This is a genomic window from Methylobacterium phyllostachyos, assembly GCF_900103445.1.
Lineage (GTDB): Bacteria > Pseudomonadota > Alphaproteobacteria > Rhizobiales > Beijerinckiaceae > Methylobacterium > Methylobacterium phyllostachyos.
In genome coordinates this window covers 89,017-112,487 of the sequence record NZ_FNHS01000015.1, presented here as the reverse complement: position 1 = coordinate 112,487, position 23,471 = coordinate 89,017, and the positions used below count along the sequence as shown (strand labels likewise).

Below are 23,471 nucleotides of genomic sequence, written 5' to 3'. Positions count from 1 at the left end.
GTTTGATGAGCAGGAATGCGGGGTTGATTAGGGTCGTATTCCTTTGTCTGTAGCGCAATTCTGAGCTCGTCGACAACGTCCTGGAGATAATCCAGTTCTGCGCGTCGCGCAGCAATTGTACTGCCGATTCCAGGGCCAGTCCGCATTGCGTCCTCCTACGGGCCCAACCCTTTATAGGTCTTTTGTCAAAGATGCAATGAAAAAAAGCCTATCTTTTGTCATGTGTGCTAGAGGGCAGCTTTGAGAAAATCAGAATAACGCTCCGAATGGGCGATAGAATGATATGCGGATAAAATTATAAGTTTAGTGATTGAACCTTAAATGAAGCGAATCCAGTAAATCCATATCATTTCTTATACTGTCACCTGCGTGCCAACCTCCACGACCCGCCCCGTGGGAATCTGGAAGAAGTCCGTCGCATCGTTGGCGTTCTTCGCCAGTGTAATAAAGATCCGGTCCTGCCAGAGCGGCATGCCGGAATGGGCCGCCGGCCGGATCGAGCGGCGCGACAGGAAGAACGACGTCGCCATGATGTCGAACTTAAAGCCCTGGCGGCGCAACAGCACCAGGGTCTTCGGGATGTTCGGCGTCTCCATGTAGCCGAACTTCATCACGACCCGGTAGAAATGCGGGCCCACCGGCTCGATCCGCACCTTGTCGGCCTCGTTCGAGCGGGGCGTGTCCACCGTCTCGACGGTCAGGATCACGTTCTTCTCGTGCAGCACCTTGTTGTGCTTGAGGTTGTGCAGGAGCGCCGCCGGGGCGATCTCGGGATCGCTCGTCAGGAACACCGCGGTGCCGCGCACGTGGTGCGGTGGGCTCTTCTCCAGCATGCCGACCAGTTCCACGAGCGGCACGTCGGTCTTGCGGGTCTTGTTGAACAGGATCGTGACCCCGCGCACCCAGGTCCACATCACGATGACGAGGGCGCCGGCCAGCAGCAGCGGCACGTAGCCTCCCTCCACCACCTTGATCAGGTTGGAGAGCAGGAACAGGAATTCCAGCACGATGAAGGGCAGCATCACCGCCGCCGCCGCCACCGGCGACCACTTCCACATCCGCCACATCACCAGGAAGGTCAGCGAGGCGGTGAGCAGCATCGTCCCGGTCACCGCGATGCCGTAGGCCGAGGCGAGCGACGAGGAGGTCTTGAACAGCACCGCCAGCAGCACGACGCCGATCATCAGGAGCGAATTGATCTGCGGCAGGTAGATCTGCCCGGCATGCGATTCGGAGGTGTGGCGGATCTCCAGCCGCGGCAGCAGGCCGAGCTGGATCGCCTGACGGGACAGCGAGAAGGCGCCGGTGATCACCGCCTGGCTCGCCACCACGGTGGCGATCGTGGCGAGCAGCACCATCGGCAGCAGGCCCCAGGCGGGCACGAGCTGGAAGAACGGATCGGCCGTGTCGGGCTTCTCCAGCACCAGGGCCGCCTGCCCGAGATAGTTGAGGGCGAGCGCCGGGAAGACGAGGCCGATCCAGGCCACTTGGATCGGCTTGCGGCCGAAATGCCCGAGATCGGCGAACAGGGCCTCGGCCCCGGTCACCGCCAGGAACACGGCGCCCAGCGCCACCAGCGCCCCGGTGCCGTGGCCGAGCAGGTACATCACGGCGTGGACCGGGTTGAGCGCCCGGAACACCTCCGGGTGCAGGCCGATATGCGGCAGCGCCGCCAGCGCCATCGCGACGAACCACACGATGGTGACCGGCCCGAAGAAGGCCGCGACCTTTCCGGTCCCGCGGTTCTGCACGAGGAACAGAACGACGATGATCACCACGGTGATCGGCAGGACGTAATCGTCGAGGGTGGGCGTGACGAGCTTCAGGCCCTCCACCGCCGAGAGGACCGAGATGGCCGGGGTGATCACCGCGTCGCCGTAGAACAGCGAGGCGCCGAGCAGCCCCAGCATGAACACGATGCGCGAGCCGCCGAGCGCTTTCCGGGCCAGCGCCATCAGCGAGAGGATGCCGCCCTCGCCGTTGTTGTCCATGCGCAGCAGGATCGCGACGTATTTCACGGTCACGATCATGAAGAGCGCCCAGAGGATCAGCGAGACGGTGCCGATCACCTCCTCGGGCAGCAGGATGCCGTCGGTCCGGGCCGGGACCAGCGCCTCGCGGAAGGCGTAGAGCGGGCTGGTGCCGATATCGCCGTAGACGACGCCGACGGAGCCGACGAGCAACGTCCAGAAGCCGGCATGCCCATGACGGGTCTCGGCCTTCTCGGGCGCGTCGAGGGTGCCGGAGGTCGCCGGTCCCTGGACGGGACCCTCGCCCTCGGCCGCCGGGGCGGCCTCGCGCGCGGTGTCGGACGCCGCGGGCGCGGGCTGGGCTGCTACGCCGGGTGCGAAGGTTTGGCTCATGCGATTGTCGGAAGCTCGGGCGTGGCCGGCGCTTCGCGGTTCGGCTCAGGGGCCAGTCGGGGCCGGGCAGAAAACGCGAAGACTCCGCCGAACCGCGCGGGCCGGCCACCGGGCCGACCGCTCACGGGATCGTGCGGCCTTGCTACCACGGTCGCGCGCGGGCGGAAACCGTGTGCACCTGCGAAGACCGGGGGGCTGGGTCTCGGCGCGGGGAGGTCGATCGACGCGGGATGCGTGTCCCCCGTGCGTCGCTCCTCACTCGGCGGCCGTGCGCGTCCCGCCCTGGCCGAATCGGCGCTGGATGTAGTCGATCACGATGCCCTCGAAATCCTTGGCGAGGGTCGGGCCACGCAGCGTCATCGCCTTCTTGCCGTCGATGAAGACCGGCGCGGTCGGGGTCTCGCCGGTGCCGGGCAGGGAGATGCCGATATCGGCGTGCTTCGATTCGCCCGGGCCGTTCACGATGCAGCCCATCACGGCGACGTTCAGCCCCTCGACGCCCGGATAGGTCTTCTTCCATTCCGGCATGGAGGTGACGATCCAGTTCTGGATGTCGCGGGCGAGTTCCTGGAAGGTCGTCGAGGTCGTGCGGCCGCAGCCCGGGCAGGCCGCCACCATCGGCACGAAGGTGCGGAACCCCATGGTCTGCAGGAGTTCCTGGCTGGCCTTCACCTCGACGCTCCGGTCGCCGCCGGGCTCGGGAGTCAGAGAGTAGCGGATCGTGTCGCCGATGCCCTCTTGCAGGAGCACGCCGATGGCGGCCGAGGCCGCGACCAGGCCCTTCGAGCCCATGCCGGCTTCGGTCAGCCCGAGATGGATCGCGTAATCCGAGCGGCGCGCCACCTCGCGGTAGACGGCGATCAGATCCTGCACCGCCGAGACCTTGGCCGACAGGATGATCTTGTTCTGCGGCAGGCCGAGTTCCACGGCCCGGTCGGCCGAGCCGATCGCCGAGCGCACCATCGCCTCGCGCATCACCGCGCGGGCATCGATCGGCCGCGGCAGCTTGGCGTTCTCGTCCATCAGGTGGGTGAGGAGTTCCCCGTCGAGCGAGCCCCAGTTGGCGCCGATCCGCACGGTCTTGTTGTGCTTGATCGCCTGCTCGATGATCGCCGAGAACTGGGTGTCCTTCTTCTCCTTGAAGCCGACGTTGCCCGGGTTGATCCGGTACTTGGCCAGCGCCTCGGCGCAGGCCGGATGGTCGGCGAGCAGCTTGTGGCCGATATAATGGAAGTCGCCGACGAGCGGCACGTGGACGCCGATCCGGTCGAGACGCTCGCGGATCTTCGGCACGGCCGCCGCCGCCTCATCGCGATCGACGGTGATGCGGACCAGCTCCGAGCCGACCCGGGCGAGCTGCGCCACCTGCGCCACCGTGGCATCGATGTCGGCCGTGTCGGTGTTGGTCATCGACTGGACGACGATCGGCGCGCCGCCACCGACCGTGACCGCGCCTTCGCCCTCGCCGACCGTGACGCCGACCGTGCGGTGGCGTGGGGCCGGTCCGGCGATCTCCGGGCCGCTGGCCAGCGGGTTCTCGGCGGGGCTTTCGGACTGGGTCGCTTCCATGACTTCCATCGTGGACCTTCGGTGCGCGCCTCGCGAGGCGCCGGAGCCCTGCAGGGCCGTCGGGCCTGTCCCGGGGCACGCCACACCGGAACTTCGGGGCTGCCGCGGGTGAGGTGCGGACGACCCGGCGCCGCGTCAAGCAGGCGCCACGCGGGACAGCATCGCACGGGACAGCATACGCGGCTGTCATGTCGTATCTCCGCGCCGATGTCGAGTTTGCCGTGCGGGCCGTGGAGTTTTCATCCGCGTCTGTTGCCGATCCGCGCCGGCCGACGGAGCCCCACGGGAGATCGTGATGCCGCTCGGTGGTTGATGCTGCAGTGCAGCATGCCCATGTTCCAGGCTGACTCAGGAGGCCCACATGAGCGAGCAATCCGGCGGTGCCGAGCCGCACAACCCCGTCACCGCCGTGCCGGAGGCCCCCGTCTCGGACGCGATCGATGCCCCGTCCACCCAGGCGTCGAATCGTCGGCTCGCCGGCCCCAGGGCCGAGAAGCCCGTTGCCCTGGCGCTTCAGGGCGGCGGCGCACATGGCGCCTTCACCTGGGGTGTGCTCGATGCCCTGATCGAGGACGGGCGGCTCGCCTTCGAGGCGGTGACCGGGGCGAGCGCCGGTGCGATGAACGCCGTCGTCCTGGTGGACGGCTGGATCAAGGGGGGCCCGGACGGCGCCCGCGCAGGGCTGGAGCGGTTCTGGCGGGAGGTCAGCCTCGACGGCGACCTCGGCCCGGCCCAGCGCCACGTCGTCAGCGGGTTGTTCAGCCTGTGGAAGGGCAACCCGGTGGCCGAGTTCTGGGCCAAGATGCTGTCGCCGAGCCCCTACGTCTCGAACCCGCTCAACATCAACCCGCTCCGCAAGGCCTTGGCCGAACAGGTCGATTTCGAGCGCCTGCGCGAGGCCGAGACTGCGGGCCTGTTCGTTTCGGCCACCAATGTCTGGACCGGCAAGCTCGCGGTGTTCGAGCGTGAGCGCCTGACCGTCGATCACCTGATGGCCTCGGCCTGCCTGCCCACCGTCTTCCAGGCGGTGGAGATCGACGGCGTGCCCTACTGGGACGGCGGCTACCTCGGCAATCCGCCGCTCTACCCGCTCCATCGCGGGGCCGAGACGCGCGACATCCTGCTCGTCCAGATCAACCCCGTGGAGCGGCGCGAGACCCCGCGCACGGAGAGCGAGATCCGCGATCGGCTCAACGAGATCACCTTCAACGCCAACCTGATGCGGGAATTGCGGGCCATCGACTTCCTCGACAGCCTGATCGAGGAGGGAACACTCGGCCAGGGCGCGTACCGGCGGGTCCTGGTGCACCGGATCGACGGAACCGACGCGCTGGAGGATTACAACGCCGCCTCGAAGCTGGACGCCCGCTGGACCGTGTTCAAGCGCCTGCGCGACAAGGGCCGCGCCGCCGCGCAGGCCTGGCTCGCGGAGAATTACGAGCGGGTCGGCCGGGATTGCACGGTCGATCTGCAATTCGCCTACCAATAGGTCGCTATCCCAAGGCTACATTTGCGCGCAGCCATAATAATGGCTCTGATTAAACCGAGAATACGGGCGGTAAATTATCTATCGATTTTGTGCTCAGAAAATTTTTAGGGTGATTTGTTTATCGGATAAGTTTTTTGTTGCGTGGAATGTTGTCGTTGTCGCTATCCTCTGAACGCAACCGATGGCATGGGCCCGAGGCGGGCGCCGTCGTTCGCGCGGGGGCGCTCCATGAAAATCCGATTGGTCGATTTGAAGATCAGCGCGAAGATCGCGCTGATCATGGCGGTGATGCTGGCGATCACGGTCGGCGTCTCGGCGATCTCCCTTCGGAACCTGCGCCTGGTCGAAGAGACGAAGGCCTGGACGGTCCACACCCATGAGGTCATCGCCGAAATCGACAGGCTGACCATCGCGATGATCGATCGTGAGACTGGTGTGCGCGGCTACCTGATCTCCGCGGATCCCGCCTTTCTCGAGCCCGAGCGGGTCGGCCGGGAGATTTTCGCGTCGTCCTGGGAGGCCGCGCGAAGCCTGACTCAACAGAACGCCGCGCAGCAGGTGCGGCTCATGGAACTGAAGGCCCTGGCCGAGGAATGGGGCCGGACCGTCGCGAATCGCGAGATCGCCCTGATGCAAGACCCTGCGACCCGCGAGGAAGCGCGCCGCCTCGCGGGGACAGGCTCGGGCAAGACCGCGATGGACGGCCTGCGCGCCAAGGCGGCCGAGCTGACGAAGGTCGAACAGGATCTCCTGAAGATCCGCGCCGCTGCTTCGGCGGAGGCCATCGCGTCGTCGCGCCGGGCGAGCTACGTCGGCCTGGGATTGATGGTGGTGGCGGCCCTCGGCGGGCTGGTCCTCCTCCAGATCGACATCGCCCGGCCGATCCACGCCATAACGAGCACGATGACCCGGCTCGCGGCCGACGACCTGTCGGTCGTGGTGCCGGGCGTGGGGCGCCGAGACGAAGTCGGGGCCATGGCCAACGCCGTCCAGGTCTTCAGGGAGAAGCTCACGCGGGCCAAGGTGCTGGAAGCGGAGGCGGCCGAGGCCCGGGCGGCGGCCGAGACGCAGCGGAAGACCGCCATGCACGATTTGGCCGATCGCTTCGAGGCGGCCATCGGCGGCGTCGTGCGCGCCGTCGCGGCGGCGGCGACCCAGCTGCAATCCACCGCCGAGAGCATGAGCGCGGCCGCCACGCAGACCGCACAGCAATCGGTCACCGTGGCCTCGGCGGCCGAGCAGGCGGCCGCGAACGTCGGGACGGTGGCGGCGGCGGCCGAGCAGCTCGGCGCCTCCGTCTCGGAGATCGGCCGGCAGGTGCAGGGCTCGGCGGGCGTCGCTACCGCGGCCGTCGCGGAAGCCGAGAAGTCCGCCGACCTGATGCAGACGCTGCGCGCGGGTGCGGCCCGGATCGGCGACGTGGTCAGCCTCATCTCGGGCATCGCGGCCCAGACCAACCTCCTGGCGCTCAACGCCACGATCGAGGCGGCGCGCGCCGGGGAAGCCGGCCGCGGCTTCGCCGTGGTGGCGACGGAGGTCAAGGAACTAGCCAGCCAGACCGCCAAGGCCACCGAGGACGTCGCGCGGCAGATCGGGGAGATCCGGTCCTGGACCGGGGATGCTTCGGACGCGATCGGCGTCGTCGTCAGCCGCATCAGCGAGATCAGCGTACTGGCTGGCGGGATCGCCGCGGCCGTCGAGGAGCAGGGCGCGGCGACACAGGAGATCGTGCGCAACGTCGGGCAGGCGGCGCAGGGCACGGGCGAGGTCACGAACAACATCGTGGGCGTGGCCCATGCGGCTGAGGAAGCCGGCGCCGCCGCCGCGCAGGTCCTGGGTTCAGCCTCCGGCCTTTCGAGCCAGGCCCAGCGGCTCGACGCGGAAGTCCGCCGCTTCCTCGAGTCGGTTCGCGCGGCTTAAGGGTTCGTCCCGAACAGTAGCCTCCGGCTTCCGGGGGAAGCGATGTGCGGTACGGCCGTGCGGCGAATCGACCGATCCGGCGCGTGAAACGTCGGGCCGCCTGCCGCGTTCCGCGAACTGCGCCTGGGGAGGCTGACGTCATGACATTGCTGCGCCGCGAGGCTCTGATCCTGATCGGCGCCGGGCTTGCCGGCGGCGCCCGCGCTGCGGAATCTGTGCGGGCCACCGCCTTCACCTTCGAGACGCCCGAGGGCGGCCCGATGCCGCTCTCGGCCTATGCGGGCAAGCCGATCCTCGTGGTCAACACCGCCACGGCCTGCGGCTATGCCGGGCAGCTCTCCGGCCTCCAGACCCTATGGACCCGGTTCGGCGACCGGGGCCTGACGGTGATCGGCGTGCCGTCGCCCGATTTCGGCAACCAGGAGCCGCTCGACGGACCCGCCATCGCGGAGGCCGCCCGGAAGAACCACGGCGTCACCTTCCCGCTCACGGCCAAGACTCATGTGAAGATGCCGAACGCCCATCCGTTCTACCGGTGGGCCGCCGCCGAGCGCCCGGCCGAGACGCCGCGCTGGAACTTCCACAAGTACCTGATCGCCCGGGACGGAACGCTCGCGGCGGCCTTCGCCACCCAGGTCGAGCCCACCGATCCGCGGGTGATCTCCGGGATCGCCGCCGCCCTCGGCCAAGCCTGAAGATTGCCGCTTCGGCGGGCGGGATTAAAGCGCCGCGTCGCCGCGTTCACGGCTTATGGCATCGGACAAGCAAAAGCGCGCTGACCTCCTCGACCTGCTGGTGCCCCTGCGGCGCTACGCCCGGTCGCTCACCCGCGACGCGCTGCGGGCCGACGATCTCGTGCACGACACGCTGGTGCGCGCCCTGGAGATGCAGGGCACGCTCCGGCCGAACACCAACCTGCGCACCTGGATGATGACGGTGCTGCACAACGCCTTCATCGACGAGCAGCGCCGCCGGCAGGTCGAGGCGCGCCACGCCGACACGCTCGTGCGCATGGCCGAGGATACGGCGCCGCCGGCCCAGGAGGGGCAGGTGCGCCTCGCCCAGATCCGGAAGGCGTTCCTCACGCTGCCCGAGGAGCAGCGCGCCGCCCTGCACCTCGTGACCCTGGAGGGCATGGCCTACGCGGATGCGGCCGCCGTGCTCGGCATTCCGATCGGGACGCTGATGTCCCGCCTCGGCCGTGGGCGCGCCGCCCTGCGGGCCTTCGAGGAGGGCGCGCGGACCGACCGGGCTTCCGGCGAGACGGAGGCCAGCGAGCGGGCGCCGGAGACCCGCCGCGGGCCTCCCTCCAGCCTCAGGCTCGTCGTGTCCGATACGCCGCCGAGCCGGTCCGTCTGGCCCCTCCGGCGCGCCGCCGGCGAGAACTGAGGACGGAATTGCGAATCGGTCAGTCCCCGGCGCCGGCGGGGACGGACGACAACGACCGGCGGATCGCTCTGCGGCCTGGTGTGGGAACGCGGCATCCCGTTTTCAAACTCCACCGCACAGTCACAAGAGCCCGGGACCACCGCCGTTGAAGGGCGTCGCGATCCGGGGCACGCTGGCACTGAGGACTTCACGATGATTGATCCGATCACAGACGACGATCTCATCGCCTTCGTCGACGAGCAGATCGACCCGATGCGTCGCCTGGACGTCGAGGCCCATCTGGCCGCCGACCCCGCGGCCGCCGCCCGGGTCATGGCCGAGATGCACGACCGCGACGCCCTGCGGGCCTGTTTCGAGCGGGTCCCGGGCCCCGGGCCCGACCGGACCGTCGCGCTCGCCCGCCGCTTCGACCGGAACCAGCGCTGGCGCCGGGTGGCCTCGCGGCTCAAGCGGGCCGCCGCCATCGCGGTGCTGGTCGGCGCCGGCTGGCTCGCCCATGACGAGATCGGCCGGTTCGGCGTGCCCGACACCCTGGCGGCGACGCCGGATCCGGCGCTGATCGCCGATGCCCGGCAGGCCCGGGCGGTGGCGCAGCTGCGCAAGAGCATCAGCGGCCAAGCCGATGGGCCGGTCTACGACCGGACGCGCCTGCGCTCCGTGACCGGGATCGACCTGCCCGCCCTGCCGGAGGGCTGGCGGGTACGCGACATCCAGATCTTCCCGGCCCGCCACGGCACCGGCATCGAGATCGCCCTGGAGGCCGGGGCCTATGGCGAGGCGTCGCTGTTCGCCACCCGCGGCATCCGCGGCGGCCCGGCGACGCTCACCGGCTCCGAGGATGGCGATATCGTCTCGTGGAACGCGGGCGACACCGCCTACGCGCTGATCGGCCCGCGGGACGATTTGGCGCTGCAGCAGGCGGCGGGCCTCCTCGGCGCGGTGCCGGCGGCGCGCTGAGGCCCTGATTCAGGTGTCGTAGCGCCAGCGACACTGGGCGATTTCGAGGACTTGGTCGTCCCCGACGCCCTTCACGCGGTAGACGAGGCGGTGTTCCCCCGTGATCCGGCGGGACCACCAGCCTTTGAGATTGCCCCTCAAGGGCTCGACCTTCCCGATGCCCGCGAACGGCGTTCGCATGCTGGCCACACGTCGATCCGTGGCCTCTCAAGGCTGGGACATGTACCCAGCGAAATGCCGAATCCCCGACCCGCCACGACCCTCGACAGGCCACCCCGGCGGGTGCCAAAGATCGGCCATGCAGGCTGCGGATTCGGCACGGGCGGATGAGGGAGCGGCGCTTCTGGCGGCCGCCCGGACAGTCCGCGAGCGGGCGCACGCGCCCTATTCCCGTTTCCGCGTCGGGGCGGCGCTCCGGGACGAGCACGGCGCCATCCACGCCGGCTGCAATGTCGAGAACGCCGCCTATCCGGTCGGGACCTGCGCCGAGGCTGGAGCGATCGCCGCCATGGTGGCGGCCGGGGGGCGGCGCATCACGGAAATCCTCGTCTGCGGCGATGGTGCGGGCCTCGTGACGCCCTGCGGCGCCTGCCGCCAGCGCATCCGGGAGTTCGCGCGCCCGGACACGCCGATCCACGCCGCCACCCCGGACCGTATCGCGAAAACCTTCACGCTCGGCGAGCTGCTGCCGGACTCCTTCGGGCCGGAGACGCTTACGTGAGCGAGGCCGCCGCCCTCGACGCGCTGCACGCCGCCGGCTTCGCGGGGGACTACGCCTGCGCCCTCGTGACCGGCACTGGCCTCGGCGGGATTGCGGGGAGCCTGGAGGAGGCCGTCTCCATCCCCTATGCGGCGATTCCCGGTTTTCCGGGGGCGGGGGTCAGCGGCCATGCGGGCCGGCTCCATCGCGGGTTTCTGGCGGGGCGGCCGGTCCTGGTCTTCGAGGGGCGGGCGCATGCCTACGAGCGGGGCGAGGCAGCCGTGATGCGCCTGCCGCTCACCTGCGCGCAACAGCTCGGGGCCCGGCGCCTGCTGCTCACCAACGCCTCCGGTTCGCTGCGGCCGGAGATGGGACCCGGCAGCCTCGTCCTGCTCGCCGACCACATCAACCTGTCCGGCCTCAACCCGCTGATCGGCGAGGCGAGCGATGCCCGCTTCGTGCCGATGACCGATGCCTACGATCCCGACCTGCGCGCGCGGCTGCACGCGGCGGCGTCGACCTGCGGCGTGCCGCTGGGGGAGGGGATCTACGCGTGGTTCTCCGGCCCGAGCTTCGAGACGCCCGCCGAGGTCCGGATGGCCGGTATCCTGGGGGCGGATCTCGTCGGCATGTCGACGGTGCCCGAGGTGATCCTCGCCCGCTTCCTCGGCCTTCCGGTGGCGGCCGTCTCGGTGGTGACCAACCTCGCCGCCGGGATTGCCGGGGGCGCCCCGCACCATGCGGAGACGAAGGCGGTGGCGGCCCGGGCCGCGGAGGATCTCGGCCGCCTGCTCCGGGCCTTCGTGGCCGATCTGCCTGATGGAGATGCGCCATGACGGATTCGGAGATGGGCACGGTCGCCCGCCGGGCACTACCGCTCCTCGACCTCACCAACCTCGGCGAGACCTGCACGGAGACGAAGATCGACGCCCTGTGCCGGGACGCGAAGGCCGGTTCCGTGGCGGCAATCTGCGTCTGGCCGCGCTTCATCACGCAGGGGGCCCGGGCGCTCGCCGGTATGGGCATTCTGGTCGCCACGGTGATCAACTTCCCCGAAGGCGGTGAGGATTGCGCCCGGGCCACCGACGACACCGCCGAGGCCCTGCGCGACGGCGCGGACGAGATCGACCTCGTCCTGCCCTATCGCGCCCTGTTGCGGGGCGAGGCGGCTTTGGCCCGCGACATGGTCGAGGCCGTCCGCGACGTCTGCGGTGCCGCGACCCTCAAGGTGATCCTGGAGACGGGCGAGCTCGGCGACCCCGAAAGAATCCGGGCGGCGAGCCGGCTCGCGCTGGAGGCGGGGGCCGATTTCCTGAAGACCTCGACCGGCAAGAGCCCCGTCTCAGCGACTCCGGAGGCCGCCGAGGCGATGCTGACCGAGATCAAGGCGAGCGGCCGTCCCGCCGGCTTGAAGGTGTCGGGCGGCCTGCGCAGTGTCGCCGACGCCGCCACCTACCTGGCGCTCGCCGACCGGATCATGGGCCCGGATTGGGTGACCTCGAAAACCTTCCGCCTCGGGGCGAGCAGCCTGTACGGCGCCCTGATGCAGGCCCGGGGGCTGTGAGCATGCGTCTTCCGCAGGAGATCATCCGGGCCAAGCGCGACGGCCTGACGCTCGAACCGGAAGACATCGCCGCCTTCGTTCGGGGCCTCACGGACGGCACCGTGGGGGAGGGGCAGGCGGCGGCCTTCGCGATGGCGGTGTTCTTCCGCGGCCTCGCGCTGCCCGAGCGGGTGGCGCTGACCCGGGCCATGGCGGATTCGGGCACGGTGCTGAGCTGGGCGCTGCCGGGTCCGGTGCTCGACAAGCACTCCACCGGCGGCATCGGCGACACGGTGAGCCTCGTCCTGGCCCCGATGGTGGCGGCCTGCGGCGGCTACGTGCCGATGATCTCCGGCCGCGGCCTCGGCCATACCGGCGGAACGCTCGACAAGCTCGGCAGCATCCCGGGCTACGACGCGACGCCGGGGCTCGACACCTTCCGGCAGGTCGTGCGCCGCGTCGGCTGCGCGATCATCGGCCAGACCGCTGATCTCGCCCCAGCCGACCGGCGCCTCTACGCGATCCGCGACGTCACCGGCACGGTCGAGTCGCTCGATCTGATCACCGCATCGATCCTCTCGAAAAAGCTCGCCGCAGGGCTCGACGGGCTCGTCATGGACGTCAAGCAGGGCTCCGGCGCCTTCATGGCGACCCTGCCCGAGGCGCGGGCGCTGGCCGAGAGCATCGTCACGGTGGCGGAGGGGGCGGGCCTGCGCACGACGGCGCTCATCACCGACATGGACGCGCCGCTGGCGAGTGCCGCCGGCAACGCCGTCGAGGTCGCGTACGCGATCGATTACCTGAAGGGCCTGCGCCGGGAGCCGCGTTTCCACGCCGTCACGCTGGCGCTCGCCGTCGAGATGCTCGTGGCCGGGGGCCTCGCGCGTCACGCGGCCGGCGCCGCCGAGCGGCTCGAAGCTGCCCTGGCCTCGGGCCGGGCGGCCGAAATCTTCGCCGAGATGGTGACGGCGCTGGGCGGCCCGGCGGACCTGCTGAACGAGCCCGAAAAGCACCTGCCCGCCGCGCCGGTGCGGCGGCCGGTGCACCAGGCCGGGACGGTGGCGGGCATCGCCACCCGGGACATCGGCCTCGCGGTGATCGAACTTGGCGGCGGCCGCACGCGCCCGGAGGATGCCATCGACCCCCGGGTAGGCTTCACGGATCTCGCCGGACCTGGATCGTCCGGGGGGCTGCTCGGGATCGTCCACGCAGCCGACGAGGCCGCCGCCGATCGGGCGGAGGCGGCCCTGCGGGCGGCCTACCGGATGGGCGATGCACCCGCAGAACGGCCCGCGATCCTCGAAACCGTCCGGAGCGGGGAGGCGGCCGCGGCCTGAAGGCATCGGGCGATGCGGGTTTCTGCGGAGCCGGTCTTACGATTGCCGCGAAGCTTCGCGAGGTCCGTCGGTAAGCCGCACACGTCGCGCAGATCCCGCGTCGCGGAAGCGGCAGCACTGCCCGTTGGGTGGAGGATGTGATGGCTCGACCGTTCCGCCGTGTTGCGGACCTTGCGCGTGCGCTGACCCGATCAAACCGAGATCCCGGACCCGGGCGTAACGCGCCGCCCCCGCCCGCTCCCTTCGTGGTCGATGCCGACATCCCGGTCGATATCGGCTGCATCAAGGTCTTCCGGGCCGAGAATTTCCCAGAATCGGGGCCGAGTCCCTGGCTCGACCAGCCGGATGCGCAGGAGATCATCGCGCGGCGCGTGGCGCGGCGGGAAATCACCCCCCGGCAGGCCGAGATCTGCCGCTCCTGGGAGCAGCACGGCTACTACGTCCTGCGCGGGGCCATCGATCCCGATACGATCGACGAGGCCTGGGAGGCCTACGAGGCCGCGATCGCCCGCGGTGATGTGACCCTCGCCCCCGAGAAGGCCGCCGAGGACGATCCGCATCCCGGCCGCTACCTCAACCCACACCTGAAGGTCGAGGCGATCGAGCAGCTCCTGAAGCATCCGGTGCTGGTGAATTTCAGCAGCATGGTGCTGGGCCGCCCGGCGATTCCCTTCCAGACCATCGCGTCCCACAAGGGCAGCCAGCAGGCCGAGCATTCGGACTCGATCCACATGACGACCTATCCGGTCGGCTATCTCGCCGCCTGCTGGATCGCCATGGAGGACATCCACGCGGATTCAGGCCCACTGGTCTATTACCCCGGCACGCACCGCCTGCCGTACCTGTTCAGCCACGATGTCGGCATCTCGCCGGAGGATTTTAAGCAGCGCGGCTACGGCGCCTATGTCGATCACTACGAACCGGCGATCCAGCGGGAGATCCGCGACCACGGGGCGAAGCCGGAATACTTCACGGCGCGCAAGGGCGACGTGCTGTTCTGGCACGCGAACCTGCTGCACGGCGGCTCGGCCCGGGCCGATATCAAGCGGTCCCGCAAGGCGCTCGTGCACCATTACTTCGCCGAGGGCTGTGTCTGCTACCACGACCTGTCGGCGACGACCTCGGCGGTTCACGGCCCGGTCGAGAGCCTGCCGACCTGCGGGGCGTCGAATCCCGATGTGGCCGTCCGGGAGCAGATTGCGTTGTAGGGCGTCAGGCTGAAGATCTGGCCCTCGTAAGCTTGCGTTCCGCGTCTCTCTCCCCCGCAAAGGGGAGGGAGACGCGCTGCACGGGCCAGGATGCGCCCGGATCGACACAGCATCCGGGATCACTTCCATCATCGTCCGGCGCCGGCTCGGCGATCAGCCAAACGAGCGCCGAGCCGGATTAGACAGCGCGCACAATTACCAGCGGCCGTAGCCGTGGCGATGTCCCCAGCCGCCGTGATGATGGTGGCGCGGCCCGAAGCCGCGGGGTCCCCAGCCGTAATGGTGACCGCGGCCCCAGCCGTAATGACGCGGCGGACCGAAGCCGCCATGGCCGCGCCAGCCGCCATGATGGCGCGGGCCGTAGCCATAGCCGTACTGGACGGTCACGACATCACCGGCGCCCTGACGCAATCCGGCATCGAGCCCGAGGGGCGCGGCCATGGCTGGGGCTGCGAGGGTCAGTCCCCCGACAGCCAGGGCCGCAGCCAGACCCATGCGTGTGGTCTTGGTGAACATCGGTGTTCTCCTGATCCAGGCCGGTCACTGTGTTGCGACTGGCGATGTCCCAGGTGTGACACCCAGCGGTTGACGCGAATGTGAGCCGTTCGCTCAGGCCGTGTTCAGCTCAGGGCCGGCGATAGACCCAGACCCGGGCCGGCGGCAGGTTCAGCCAAACGCGGTTGGAGCGGTCGGCGGTGTAGCTGCCGGCCTCGCAGCGGGCTGGGATCGGTGGCACCACCGCGTAGGTGAACTGCACGAACGGCGCCCCCGGCTGCATCAGGTCGTGGGCGGTGTTGAGCAGGTCGAGCCGCTGCTCCAGCGGCTTGGTGAACAGCGGCAGGCTCGAGATCGTCGCGGCGGCGGGCTGGGTCAGCACGTCCCGCAGGCTCGCCCGCATGTTGTAGGCATCGCCCCGGATCACCGTCACGCCGGGGAAGCGGCGGCTCAGAAGGCTGCAGAAATCGGGGTTGAACTCGACCAGGATCAGCCGCTCGGGGGCGATGCCCCGCCGGATCAGCGCCTCGGTGACCGGACCGGTGCCGGGGCCGAGCTCGACCACCGGTCCCTCACGGCGCGGATCGACGTAGGACGCCATGGTGCGGGCCAGCATCTTGCCGGACGGCGTCACCGCGCCGGTGACGAGCGGGCGCTCCAGCCAGGAGCGCAGGAACCGCGCTTCGTCCTCCAGGGGGTCGCGCCGCGGCCCGAAAATCGCGCTCCGGGTGGCAGGAGCCTTCGCGGTGGGACGGCGGAGCGGCGGCAAGTCCTGGATTCCTTGATGCCGAATGAGAATGAAAGGCTATCGACGGCGCTGTCTTACAGTCAAGCCGAGACGGCGCCTAGGGCACGCAAGCCACGCCGGCCGGTTGCATAACCGGCCGTCCGGCGTTTCGGATCCGCCTCACGGGCGGACGGCGCTTCCGAAGAAGTCCCGCACCTTCGAGAAGAAGCCCGCCGATTCCGGATGATTCTCCGGCGAGGCCGATTGGTCGAACTCCTGAAGCAGCTCGCGCTGGCGCTTCGTCAGGTTCTGCGGAGTCTCGACGAAGACCTGGATGTAGAGGTCGCCGACATCCCGCGAGCGGAGCACCGGCATGCCCTTGCCCTTGATGCGGAACTGCTTGGCGGTCTGCGTCCCCGCGGGAATCCGCACCTGGGTCTGCGTGCCGTCGATCACCGGCACGGTGATCTCGCCCGAGAGCGCCGCCGTGACCATCGAGATCGGCACCCGGCAGAACAGGTCGGCGCCGTCGCGCTGGAAGAACTCGTGCTGCTTGATCGACAGGAAGACGTAGAGGTCCCCCGGGGGGCCGCCACGCAACCCGCTCTCGCCCTCGCCGGAGAGGCGAATCCGCAACCCGTCATCGACGCCGGCTGGCACGTTGATCGACAGCGTGCGCTCGCGGTTGACCCGGCCTGCGCCCTGGCAGGCGGTGCAGGGATCGTCCACGATCTCGCCGCGGCCATGGCAGTTCGGGCAGGTCCGCTCGATGGCGAAGAAGCCCTGCGCCGCCCGCACCCGTCCGTAGCCCGCGCAGGTCTGGCAGGTTCTGGGCTTCGAGCCCGGCTTGGCGCCCGAGCCGTCACAGGCCTCGCAGGTCACCGAGGTCGGGATCCGGATGGTCTCGGCCTTGCCGTTGAAGGCCTCCTCGAGGGTGATTTCTAGGTTGTAGCGCAGGTCGGCCCCGCGCTCGCGGCCCGGCGCACCGCCACGCCCGCGCGCCGCGCCGCCCGGGGCGCCGCGGCCGTCACCGAAGAAATTGTCGAAGATGTCCGACATGAAGTCGCCGAACTCGTTGCCGAATCCGGGGCCGCCCCCGCCCTGGCTGAAGGCCGCATGGCCGAACCGGTCGTAGGCGGCGCGCTTCTGGCCGTCGGAGAGGCACTGATAGGCCTCGTTGATTTCCTTGAACTTGATCTCGGCGTCCTTGTCGCCGGGATTGCGGTCGGGATGATAGGTCATCGCGAGCTTGCGGAAGGCGACCTTCAGCTCGCTCTCCGTGGCGGTCTTGGTGACCCCCAGGATCTCGTAATAGTCCCGCTTCGACATCCGACCCCGTCTCCGGACAATCCGACCCGCGCGTCACTGGGTTTCCGAAGGGCTGAGCCCTTCGGTGGGTGTCGGGCATCGCCCGACAACAGAGCTCTGCCCTGCACCCGCGAAAGGGACTTGTCCCTTTCGAAACCCATGACTCCGCACGACAGCGAGCGAGGCCGGATCGCTCCGGCCTCGCTCACGAACCACGCGTGCCCTTATGCGCGCTTCTTCTGGTCCTTGTCGTCGACTTCCTGGAAGTCGGCGTCGATGACGTCGTCCTTCTTCTCGCCGGTCTGCGCCTCGGCGCCGGCCTCGGGGCCCGCCGCCTGGTTGGCGGCGTACATCGCCTCGCCGAGCTTCATCGAGGCCTGCATCAGGTCCGTGGTGCGGGCCTTGATCGCCTCGACATCCTCACCCTCGAGGGCGGTCTTGAGCGCGGTCATCGCGGTCTCGATCGCGCCTTTGTCGGCGGCCGGGACCTTGTCGCCGTACTCGGTCACCGACTTCTCTGTGGCGTGGATCAGGCTCTCGCCCTGGTTCTTCACCTCAACGAGCTCACGCCGCTTCTTGTCGGCCTCGGCATTCGCCTCGGCGTCCTTGACCATGCGCTCGATGTCGGCGTCCGAGAGGCCGCCCGAGGCCTGGATGCGGATCTGGTGCTCCTTGTTGGTCGCCTTGTCCTTGGCGGTCACGTTGACGATGCCGTTGGCGTCGATGTCGAAAGTCACCTCGATCTGCGGCATGCCGCGGGGCGCCGGCGGGATGCCGACGAGATCGAACTGGCCGAGCAGCTTGTTGTCGGCCGCCATCTCGCGCTCGCCCTGGAAGACCCGGATCGTGACGGCGTTCTGGTTGTCCTCGGCCGTCGAGAAGGTCTGGGACTTCTTGGTCGGGATCGTGGTGTTGCGGTCGATGAGCCGGGTGAACACGCCGCCCAGGGTCTCGATGCCGAGCGACAGCGGGGTCACGTCGAGGAGCAGCACGTCCTTGACGTCGCCCTGGAGCACGCCCGCCTGCACGGCGGCGCCGATGGCCACGACCTCGTCGGGGTTCACGCCCTTATGCGGCTCCTTGCCGAAGAAGGACTTCACCACCTCCTGGATTTTGGGCATGCGGGTCATGCCGCCGACCAGCACCACCTCGTCGATCTCGGAGGCCGAGACGCCGGCATCCTTGAGCGCCTTGCGGCAGGGCTCGATCGTCCGCTGCACCAGATCGTCCACCAGCGACTCGAACTTGGCGCGGCTGAGCTTCAGCGCGAGGTGCTTCGGGCCGGTCTGGTCGGCGGTGATGTAGGGCAGGTTGATCTCGGTCTGGGTCGCCGAGGACAGCTCGATCTTGGCCTTCTCGGCGGCCTCCTTGAGGCGCTGGAGGGCGAGCTTGTCCTTGGTCAGGTCGATGCCCTGCTCCTTCTTGAACTCGGAGGTCAGGTACTCGACGACCCGGTTGTCGAAATCCTCGCCGCCCAGGAAGGTGTCGCCGTTCGTGGACTTCACCTCGAACACGCCGTCGCCGATCTCGAGGATCGACACGTCGAAGGTGCCGCCGCCGAGGTCGTAGACCGCGATCGTGCCGGACTTCTTCTTGTCGAGGCCGTAGGCGAGCGCCGCCGCGGTCGGCTCGTTGATGATGCGCAGCACCTCGAGGCCCGCGATCTTGCCGGCGTCCTTGGTGGCCTGACGCTGGGCGTCGTTGAAGTAGGCCGGGACGGTGATGACGGCCTGCGTCACGGGCTGGCCGAGATGGGCCTCCGCGGTCTCCTTCATCTTCTGCAGCGTGAAGGCGGAGATCTGCGAGGGCGAATACTTCTTGCCGTCCGCCTCGACCCAGGCGTCACCGTTGTCGCCGCGGGCGATGGTGTAGGGGACGAGGCCCTTGTCCTTCTGGGTCAGCGGATCGTCGTAGGTGCGGCCGATCAGACGCTTGATGGCGAAGAACGTGCGCTCGGGGTTCGTGACCGCCTGGCGCTTGGCCGGCTGGCCGACGAGCCGCTCGCCGTCATCCGTGAAGGCAACGATGGACGGCGTGGTGCGGGCGCCTTCCGAATTCTCGACGACCTTGGGCTGCGTGCCTTCCATCACGGCCACGCAGGAATTGGTGGTGCCGAGGTCGATACCGATAACTTTACCCATGGTGGGATCCCTCTTTGTGTCGCGTTCAAGCAGACCGCCGAGCCCCGAAGCAGCTCGGCCCATGGCGGTGTACGAAGGTGATGTGAGTATGGGACCCGGGCCGGATCAAGGGCCGTGAACGGCTGAAACCCAGCGCGCAATCCCGCGTCGAGGGCGATATAAGAAGCCCGCCACGGGCTCGCAAGGCGAAGCCTGCGTCTCCGGGCCGACGATGCGCTTTTGCGCTAACGCATTCGATGAATTGGATAATCCCTCTGCGGATTGTGGATGGTCCGGATGGCGCGGTTGCATTTTGTTGCTTCGCTGCCACGTCGGCGCCATCCAGAGCGTGTTAACACTTCGACAAGGGGTTGCACGTGGCCCCGCCACTTCGTGTCCCCGCCGTAGAGCCCGATGCCCCCGACCCGCAGCCTCCTGCTATCCGCCCTGGTGCTGGCCGTCGCGGCGCCCACCCTGCTCGCCGCCCCGCCGGCGCGGGCTCAGAACTTCTTCGAGCGCCTGTTCGGCATCAAGCCCGAGCGGCCGCCGGTGCCGCCGCGGGGCCTGCCCGAAGCGCCGGCGGTCCCGCCGCCGGGGGCACCCGGAGAGCCGGGCCAGCCCTCGGTCCCTGAGGCGCCCCGGCCCGCGCCCGTGCCGGCCCGTCCGGTGGTGCTCAAGGCGCCCTCGGAGGAGAGTGTGGTCGGGCAGGATCTCCAGCTCAACGGAATGTCAGGCTCCCTGAAGCTCGAACGGTCGGGCAATGGTGCCACGGCCCGGATCACCCTGCCGGGAACCAAGATCTCGCAGCCTACGGAATCCTGCACGGTACCGCTCGGCGGGGGCAATCCCATCACGCTGAGTTCCGAGGGCAAGCCCGAGGGGGTGCCGCGCTACGAGGCGGCCGGCGCGGAATGTCCCCTTCGCCTCGACGTGACCGAGGGTGGCGTCCTGGTCTCGACGCTGGGCTCAGGGCCGGTCTGCACCTTCTCGGCCGCGGATTGCACCACGACCCCCACCGGCCTGTGGGGGCCGGCCCCCGCGACCCTGGTCCCGCGGGCCGGCGAGTTCGACACGGCCCGGGGCGTGGCCGACAAGGCGGTGCGCGACAATTACAAGCTCATGACCCAGCGGGCCCGGCGCGAGGACGTGCGGCCGATCGTGACCGAGCAGGCGGCCTTCTCGTCGGATCGGGAGCAGTTCTGCCGCGGTTACGCCCGCGAGGGCACGCACGGCTTCTGCCACCTGCGCTTCAGCGAGAACCGGGCGCTCGCTCTGGCGACCCGGCTCGGCGCCAACACGGCGGTGCCCACTGCGGCCGTGACCCAACGCCGGTCCCGGCCGAAGCCGGCGGTGGAGGGCCTGAATCCCGACGCAGCCGGCGGCGGCGACGCCATTCCGGAGTAAAGGCCGGCGGACTCAGTCAGGCCCGCCCGGCCGTCATGGACAGCATGGCGGGGTCGATACCGTTGGCCCGGAGCGCCCGCTCGTACTTGGCGTCGAGATCCGTGTTGAAGATCAACTCGGGATCGGCCGGGCAGTTGAGCCAGCCATTGGCCATGATCTCGCTCTCCAGCTGGCCTGCCTGCCAGCCGGCATAGCCCAGTGCCAGCACGGCGCTCGCCGGGCCCTCGCCGCTGGCGATGGCGCGCAGGATCTCGACGGTCGCGGTCAGGCAGATGCCGTCATCGATGATCAGCGTCGATTGCTGGATGTGGAAGTCATCGGTGTGGAGCACGAAGCCGCGCCGTCCCTCCACGGGGCCGCCCATCAGGACCGGCATGTGCCCGACCCGCTCGCGCAGGCGAATCGCATCCGTCTCGGGGGCCACGTCGAGCTGGACCAGCAGGTCCGGCATGCTGATGTCGGTGGCCGCCTTGTTGACGATGATGCCCATCGCCCCGTCGGCGGAATGGGCGCAGACATAGATCACCGAGCGGGCGAAGCGCTCGTCGGCCATCCCGGGCATCGCCACGAGAAATTGCCCGTCGAGGAAGTCCGGGCCCGGGAGCGATGTCCGCCGCGGGGTCACGTTTCCAGAATCCTTGGACGAGGCGGACTCCCGCTGGGGAGCCGAAGGCGAAGGGTCCGGTTTGCGATGCGGAGGAGACGCCATGGCGCCATGCTACGCCGCGCCCTCTCATTGTCCAGCGGGCAATAGGGACGCAGCAAGCTTCCGCCCAGCTTGTCCGCCCCGCCCTGGCTGCCACAATCGCCCGGCCGGTTCGAGGCGTACTCGGTTCGGCCGCACGCGCGGCTCGACGATCACGGCGGGTTCCACGGGAGTCCCGCAGCCGCGGCCTCGGATCGCCGATTGGCTCTTGGACATCCCACGCGTCAGGAGGCCGGTTGCTCGACAGGCCCCACCGACCACGCTAGGTCAGGCGCGCAAACGCATATGCGCAGCAACGAGGGACCCGCGATGATCCAGGTCGGCGACCATCTGCCCCAGGCCACGTTCCGGGTGAGCGGCCCGGAGGGGCCCATCGCCCGCACCACCGACGACGTGTTCAAGGGCCGCCGCGTGGTGCTGATCGGCGTCCCGGGCGCCTTCACGCCGAGCTGCCACCGCAACCACCTGCCGGGCTTCGTCACCCACAAGGACGAGATCCTCGGCCGCGGCATCGACGCCATCGCGGTCACGAGCGTCAACGACGTGTTCGTGCTCGATGCCTGGGCGAAGGCGAGCGGCGCCGAGGGGCTGGAATTCCTGGCCGACGGCAACGCCGATTTCGCCAAGGCGATCGGCCTGGAGATGGACGGCACGGGCTTCGGCCTCGGGATCCGCTCGAAGCGCTACTCCATGCTGGTCGAGGACGGGATCGTGAAGATCCTGAACGTCGAGGAGACGCCCTCGAAGGCCGAAGCCTCGGGGGCAGAGGCGCTGCTGAAGTTGCTCTGAGCGCGGTTCCCTGGCGCGCCCGGCGGACCGGCATCACACCTGCGCGAGGTCCAGGGCCTCGAGCCCGTCGTGATGCAGCAGGAGCACGCCGGTCGCCGCCGCGAGGCGCCGGGCCGCTGGCGTGAAGCCGGCATTCGAGACCACCGCGGCGCGGTCGCCTGACCAGTAGCGCTGGGCCGCGGCCGCCTCCTGCACCGCGGCATTGCCGACGGGCTTGCTCAGGCGCTTGCACTGGACGACGAGGCGCATTCCGTCGCGGTCCGCCACGATGTCGGCGCCCTGGTCGCCGCTCGCCGGCGTCCGGTGCGCCCGCCATCCCGCCCGGGTGAGGCGCTCGGCGCAGTAGCGCTCGTAGTCGATGCCGTCCTCCGGGGCGTCCTCCTCCTCGGGCAGGTCGATGGAGGCCGCCTCGGCCTCGACGATCGCCCGCATCCGGTCCCGCTCCGTGACGGCGAGATCGGTGTAGCGCGGGCCGATCTGCGGCAGCACCGTCCGGTCGAGGAAGTAGTCGCGCTCGCGCAGCCAGCCGTCCTCGATCCAGTTGCCGTAGGCGTCGCGAAAGCTTTCCTGCCGGCGGCGCAGGGCCAGCGTCTCGCCATGCGCCCGGGCGATGCGGCGCACCCGGGCGCGGAACCGGCGGGGCCGGCCGAGATGGCGCAGCCACACGCACAGCAGCGCGAACCCCGTGGCCGCCAGGGCCGGGGCGCCATACCAGAGCGCGAACGGGCCGCCGATCACGGCCGTCCAGAACAGGCGGGCGACGGGATTGGGCTTGCCTGGCATCGGGTCTCTAGGGCGCGGACGGGCCCAAGACCCTCGCAAGCCTCCCTTGCCCGATGCCTAAGAGCCGTCGGAAACCTGTGGACGCGGGGGCGTCCTCAGCCCTTCCGACGCTGGTGGCCGAGGCCCATGCTCTTGGCGAGGCTCGACCGGGCCGCGGCGTAGTTCGGCGCCACCATCGGATAATCGGCAGGCAGGCCCCATTTCTGCCGGTACTCGTCCGGGGTCAGGTTGTAGTGCGTGCGCAGGTGCCGCTTGAGGGATTTGAACTTCTTCCCGTCCTCCAGGCAGACGATGAAATCGGGCTGGACCGAGCGCCGGACCGACACGGCAGGCCGCAGTTCCTCGGCCGGTGCAGGAGTGGACTGGCTGAGCTCGTGCAGGATCGCGTGAACCTTGACGATCAACCCGGGCAGCTCCGGTGGCGGGACCGGGTTGTTGCTCACGAAGGCCGACACGATGTCGACCGAGAGCGTGAGAAAGTCCGGTTGCCCTTCGACCATCGAATCCATCCCTTGAACCTCCTGGCGATCCCGGGCTCATGCCGTCACACGGCAAGATGATCGGAATCTGTTTCCGGGTCGCCTGATACAGGCTGTTGGGGCGCAGTTACTATTGTGATAGGAATTTCATGGCAAGAACAAATTACATATGGCCATAGCTCCCC

21 protein-coding genes and 1 pseudogene are annotated in these 23,471 nt (G+C 69.2%); 12 read left to right on the top strand and 10 right to left on the bottom strand.

The window, feature by feature from the left end; translation table 11 throughout:
* Nucleotides 1-353 precede the first annotated feature (353 nt).
* Both BLQ49_RS22650 and ispG read right to left on the bottom strand, forming a co-directional pair.
* Nucleotides 354-2,363 (bottom strand): potassium transporter Kup, encoded by a 2,010-nt coding sequence (locus BLQ49_RS22650; protein WP_091719994.1) that lies wholly within the window; start codon nucleotides 2,361-2,363, stop codon nucleotides 354-356.
* A gap of 255 nt (nucleotides 2,364-2,618) precedes the next feature.
* The gene (ispG, locus tag BLQ49_RS22645) at nucleotides 2,619-3,941 is read right to left on the bottom strand and encodes a flavodoxin-dependent (E)-4-hydroxy-3-methylbut-2-enyl-diphosphate synthase (protein ID WP_091719991.1); all 1,323 of its coding nucleotides are present in this window, start codon (nucleotides 3,939-3,941) and stop codon (nucleotides 2,619-2,621) included.
* A 352-nt stretch (nucleotides 3,942-4,293) separates the two neighbouring features.
* Between ispG and BLQ49_RS22640 the strand changes: the two genes are divergently transcribed.
* The 5 genes from BLQ49_RS22640 (at nucleotide 4,294) to BLQ49_RS22620 (ending at nucleotide 9,687) form a co-directional block, all read left to right on the top strand.
* Nucleotides 4,294-5,421, top strand: coding sequence for a patatin-like phospholipase family protein (locus tag BLQ49_RS22640; RefSeq protein WP_091719989.1), 1,128 nt, complete (start codon nucleotides 4,294-4,296; stop codon nucleotides 5,419-5,421).
* A 228-nt stretch (nucleotides 5,422-5,649) separates the two neighbouring features.
* Complete coding sequence (locus tag BLQ49_RS22635; RefSeq protein WP_091719987.1) at nucleotides 5,650-7,341, top strand: methyl-accepting chemotaxis protein; 1,692 nt, start codon at nucleotides 5,650-5,652, stop codon at nucleotides 7,339-7,341.
* Between the two features lie 140 nt (nucleotides 7,342-7,481).
* Nucleotides 7,482-8,036, top strand: a complete 555-nt coding sequence (locus BLQ49_RS22630) for a glutathione peroxidase (RefSeq protein ID WP_091719983.1) — start codon at nucleotides 7,482-7,484, stop codon at nucleotides 8,034-8,036.
* A 55-nt stretch (nucleotides 8,037-8,091) separates the two neighbouring features.
* Complete coding sequence (locus BLQ49_RS22625; RefSeq protein WP_091719980.1) at nucleotides 8,092-8,730, top strand: sigma-70 family RNA polymerase sigma factor; 639 nt, start codon at nucleotides 8,092-8,094, stop codon at nucleotides 8,728-8,730.
* A 192-nt stretch (nucleotides 8,731-8,922) separates the two neighbouring features.
* Nucleotides 8,923-9,687 (top strand): anti-sigma factor family protein, encoded by a 765-nt coding sequence (locus tag BLQ49_RS22620; RefSeq protein ID WP_091719978.1) that lies wholly within the window; start codon nucleotides 8,923-8,925, stop codon nucleotides 9,685-9,687.
* A 9-nt stretch (nucleotides 9,688-9,696) separates the two neighbouring features.
* On the opposite strand, the pseudogene BLQ49_RS22615 reads toward BLQ49_RS22620, so the two are convergent.
* Nucleotides 9,697-9,864 (bottom strand): annotated as a pseudogene (locus tag BLQ49_RS22615) (Txe/YoeB family addiction module toxin); the annotation flags it as partial.
* Nucleotides 9,865-9,985: 121 nt separating this feature from the next.
* Here BLQ49_RS22615 and BLQ49_RS22610 point away from each other — a divergent pair.
* From BLQ49_RS22610 to BLQ49_RS22590, 5 genes are all read left to right on the top strand, one after another.
* Nucleotides 9,986-10,408 carry a cytidine deaminase gene (locus BLQ49_RS22610; protein WP_091719975.1) on the top strand — a complete coding sequence of 141 codons (423 nt, stop codon included), beginning with the start codon at nucleotides 9,986-9,988 and terminating at the stop codon, nucleotides 10,406-10,408.
* Nucleotides 10,405-11,223: a purine-nucleoside phosphorylase gene (locus tag BLQ49_RS22605; protein WP_091719972.1), complete on the top strand. Its 819-nt coding sequence runs from the start codon at nucleotides 10,405-10,407 to the stop codon at nucleotides 11,221-11,223. The genes BLQ49_RS22610 and BLQ49_RS22605 overlap by 4 nt, the downstream gene beginning before the upstream one ends.
* Nucleotides 11,220-11,951, top strand: coding sequence for a deoxyribose-phosphate aldolase (gene deoC, locus BLQ49_RS22600; RefSeq protein WP_091719968.1), 732 nt, complete (start codon nucleotides 11,220-11,222; stop codon nucleotides 11,949-11,951). Before BLQ49_RS22605 ends, deoC begins: the two co-directional genes overlap by 4 nt.
* 2 nt (nucleotides 11,952-11,953) lie before the next feature.
* The gene (deoA, locus tag BLQ49_RS22595; RefSeq protein ID WP_091719966.1) at nucleotides 11,954-13,267 is read left to right on the top strand and encodes a thymidine phosphorylase; all 1,314 of its coding nucleotides are present in this window, start codon (nucleotides 11,954-11,956) and stop codon (nucleotides 13,265-13,267) included.
* A 245-nt stretch (nucleotides 13,268-13,512) separates the two neighbouring features.
* Nucleotides 13,513-14,475 carry a phytanoyl-CoA dioxygenase family protein gene (locus tag BLQ49_RS22590; protein ID WP_244507724.1) on the top strand — a complete coding sequence of 321 codons (963 nt, stop codon included), beginning with the start codon at nucleotides 13,513-13,515 and terminating at the stop codon, nucleotides 14,473-14,475.
* Between the two features lie 195 nt (nucleotides 14,476-14,670).
* On the opposite strand, the gene BLQ49_RS22585 is transcribed toward BLQ49_RS22590, so the two are convergent.
* From BLQ49_RS22585 to dnaK, 4 genes are all read right to left on the bottom strand, one after another.
* Nucleotides 14,671-14,991, bottom strand: coding sequence for a hypothetical protein (locus tag BLQ49_RS22585; RefSeq protein ID WP_091719960.1), 321 nt, complete (start codon nucleotides 14,989-14,991; stop codon nucleotides 14,671-14,673).
* A 109-nt stretch (nucleotides 14,992-15,100) separates the two neighbouring features.
* On the bottom strand, nucleotides 15,101-15,739 hold the full coding sequence (locus BLQ49_RS22580; protein ID WP_091719957.1) for a class I SAM-dependent methyltransferase: 639 nt from the start codon (nucleotides 15,737-15,739) through the stop codon (nucleotides 15,101-15,103).
* A gap of 138 nt (nucleotides 15,740-15,877) precedes the next feature.
* Complete coding sequence (gene dnaJ, locus BLQ49_RS22575; RefSeq protein ID WP_091719954.1) at nucleotides 15,878-17,026, bottom strand: molecular chaperone DnaJ; 1,149 nt, start codon at nucleotides 17,024-17,026, stop codon at nucleotides 15,878-15,880.
* A gap of 203 nt (nucleotides 17,027-17,229) precedes the next feature.
* Nucleotides 17,230-19,146: a molecular chaperone DnaK gene (gene dnaK / locus BLQ49_RS22570; RefSeq protein WP_091719951.1), complete on the bottom strand. Its 1,917-nt coding sequence runs from the start codon at nucleotides 19,144-19,146 to the stop codon at nucleotides 17,230-17,232.
* 393 nt (nucleotides 19,147-19,539) lie between these two features.
* Here dnaK and BLQ49_RS22565 point away from each other — a divergent pair, with 393 nt between their 5' ends.
* The gene (locus tag BLQ49_RS22565) at nucleotides 19,540-20,529 is read left to right on the top strand and encodes a hypothetical protein (RefSeq protein ID WP_091719949.1); all 990 of its coding nucleotides are present in this window, start codon (nucleotides 19,540-19,542) and stop codon (nucleotides 20,527-20,529) included.
* A 16-nt stretch (nucleotides 20,530-20,545) separates the two neighbouring features.
* Here the strand turns inward: BLQ49_RS22565 and BLQ49_RS22560 are convergent, their stop codons facing one another.
* Nucleotides 20,546-21,238 (bottom strand): YqgE/AlgH family protein, encoded by a 693-nt coding sequence (locus BLQ49_RS22560; protein WP_280141000.1) that lies wholly within the window; start codon nucleotides 21,236-21,238, stop codon nucleotides 20,546-20,548.
* A gap of 306 nt (nucleotides 21,239-21,544) precedes the next feature.
* Between BLQ49_RS22560 and BLQ49_RS22555 the strand changes: the two genes are divergently transcribed.
* The gene (locus BLQ49_RS22555; protein ID WP_091720203.1) at nucleotides 21,545-22,024 is read left to right on the top strand and encodes a peroxiredoxin; all 480 of its coding nucleotides are present in this window, start codon (nucleotides 21,545-21,547) and stop codon (nucleotides 22,022-22,024) included.
* Between the two features lie 33 nt (nucleotides 22,025-22,057).
* Here the strand turns inward: BLQ49_RS22555 and BLQ49_RS22550 are convergent, their stop codons facing one another.
* Nucleotides 22,058-22,807 carry a restriction endonuclease gene (locus BLQ49_RS22550; RefSeq protein WP_091719943.1) on the bottom strand — a complete coding sequence of 250 codons (750 nt, stop codon included), beginning with the start codon at nucleotides 22,805-22,807 and terminating at the stop codon, nucleotides 22,058-22,060.
* A 95-nt stretch (nucleotides 22,808-22,902) separates the two neighbouring features.
* The gene (locus BLQ49_RS22545) at nucleotides 22,903-23,316 is read right to left on the bottom strand and encodes a Ros/MucR family transcriptional regulator (protein ID WP_091719940.1); all 414 of its coding nucleotides are present in this window, start codon (nucleotides 23,314-23,316) and stop codon (nucleotides 22,903-22,905) included.
* Nucleotides 23,317-23,471 lie beyond the last annotated feature (155 nt).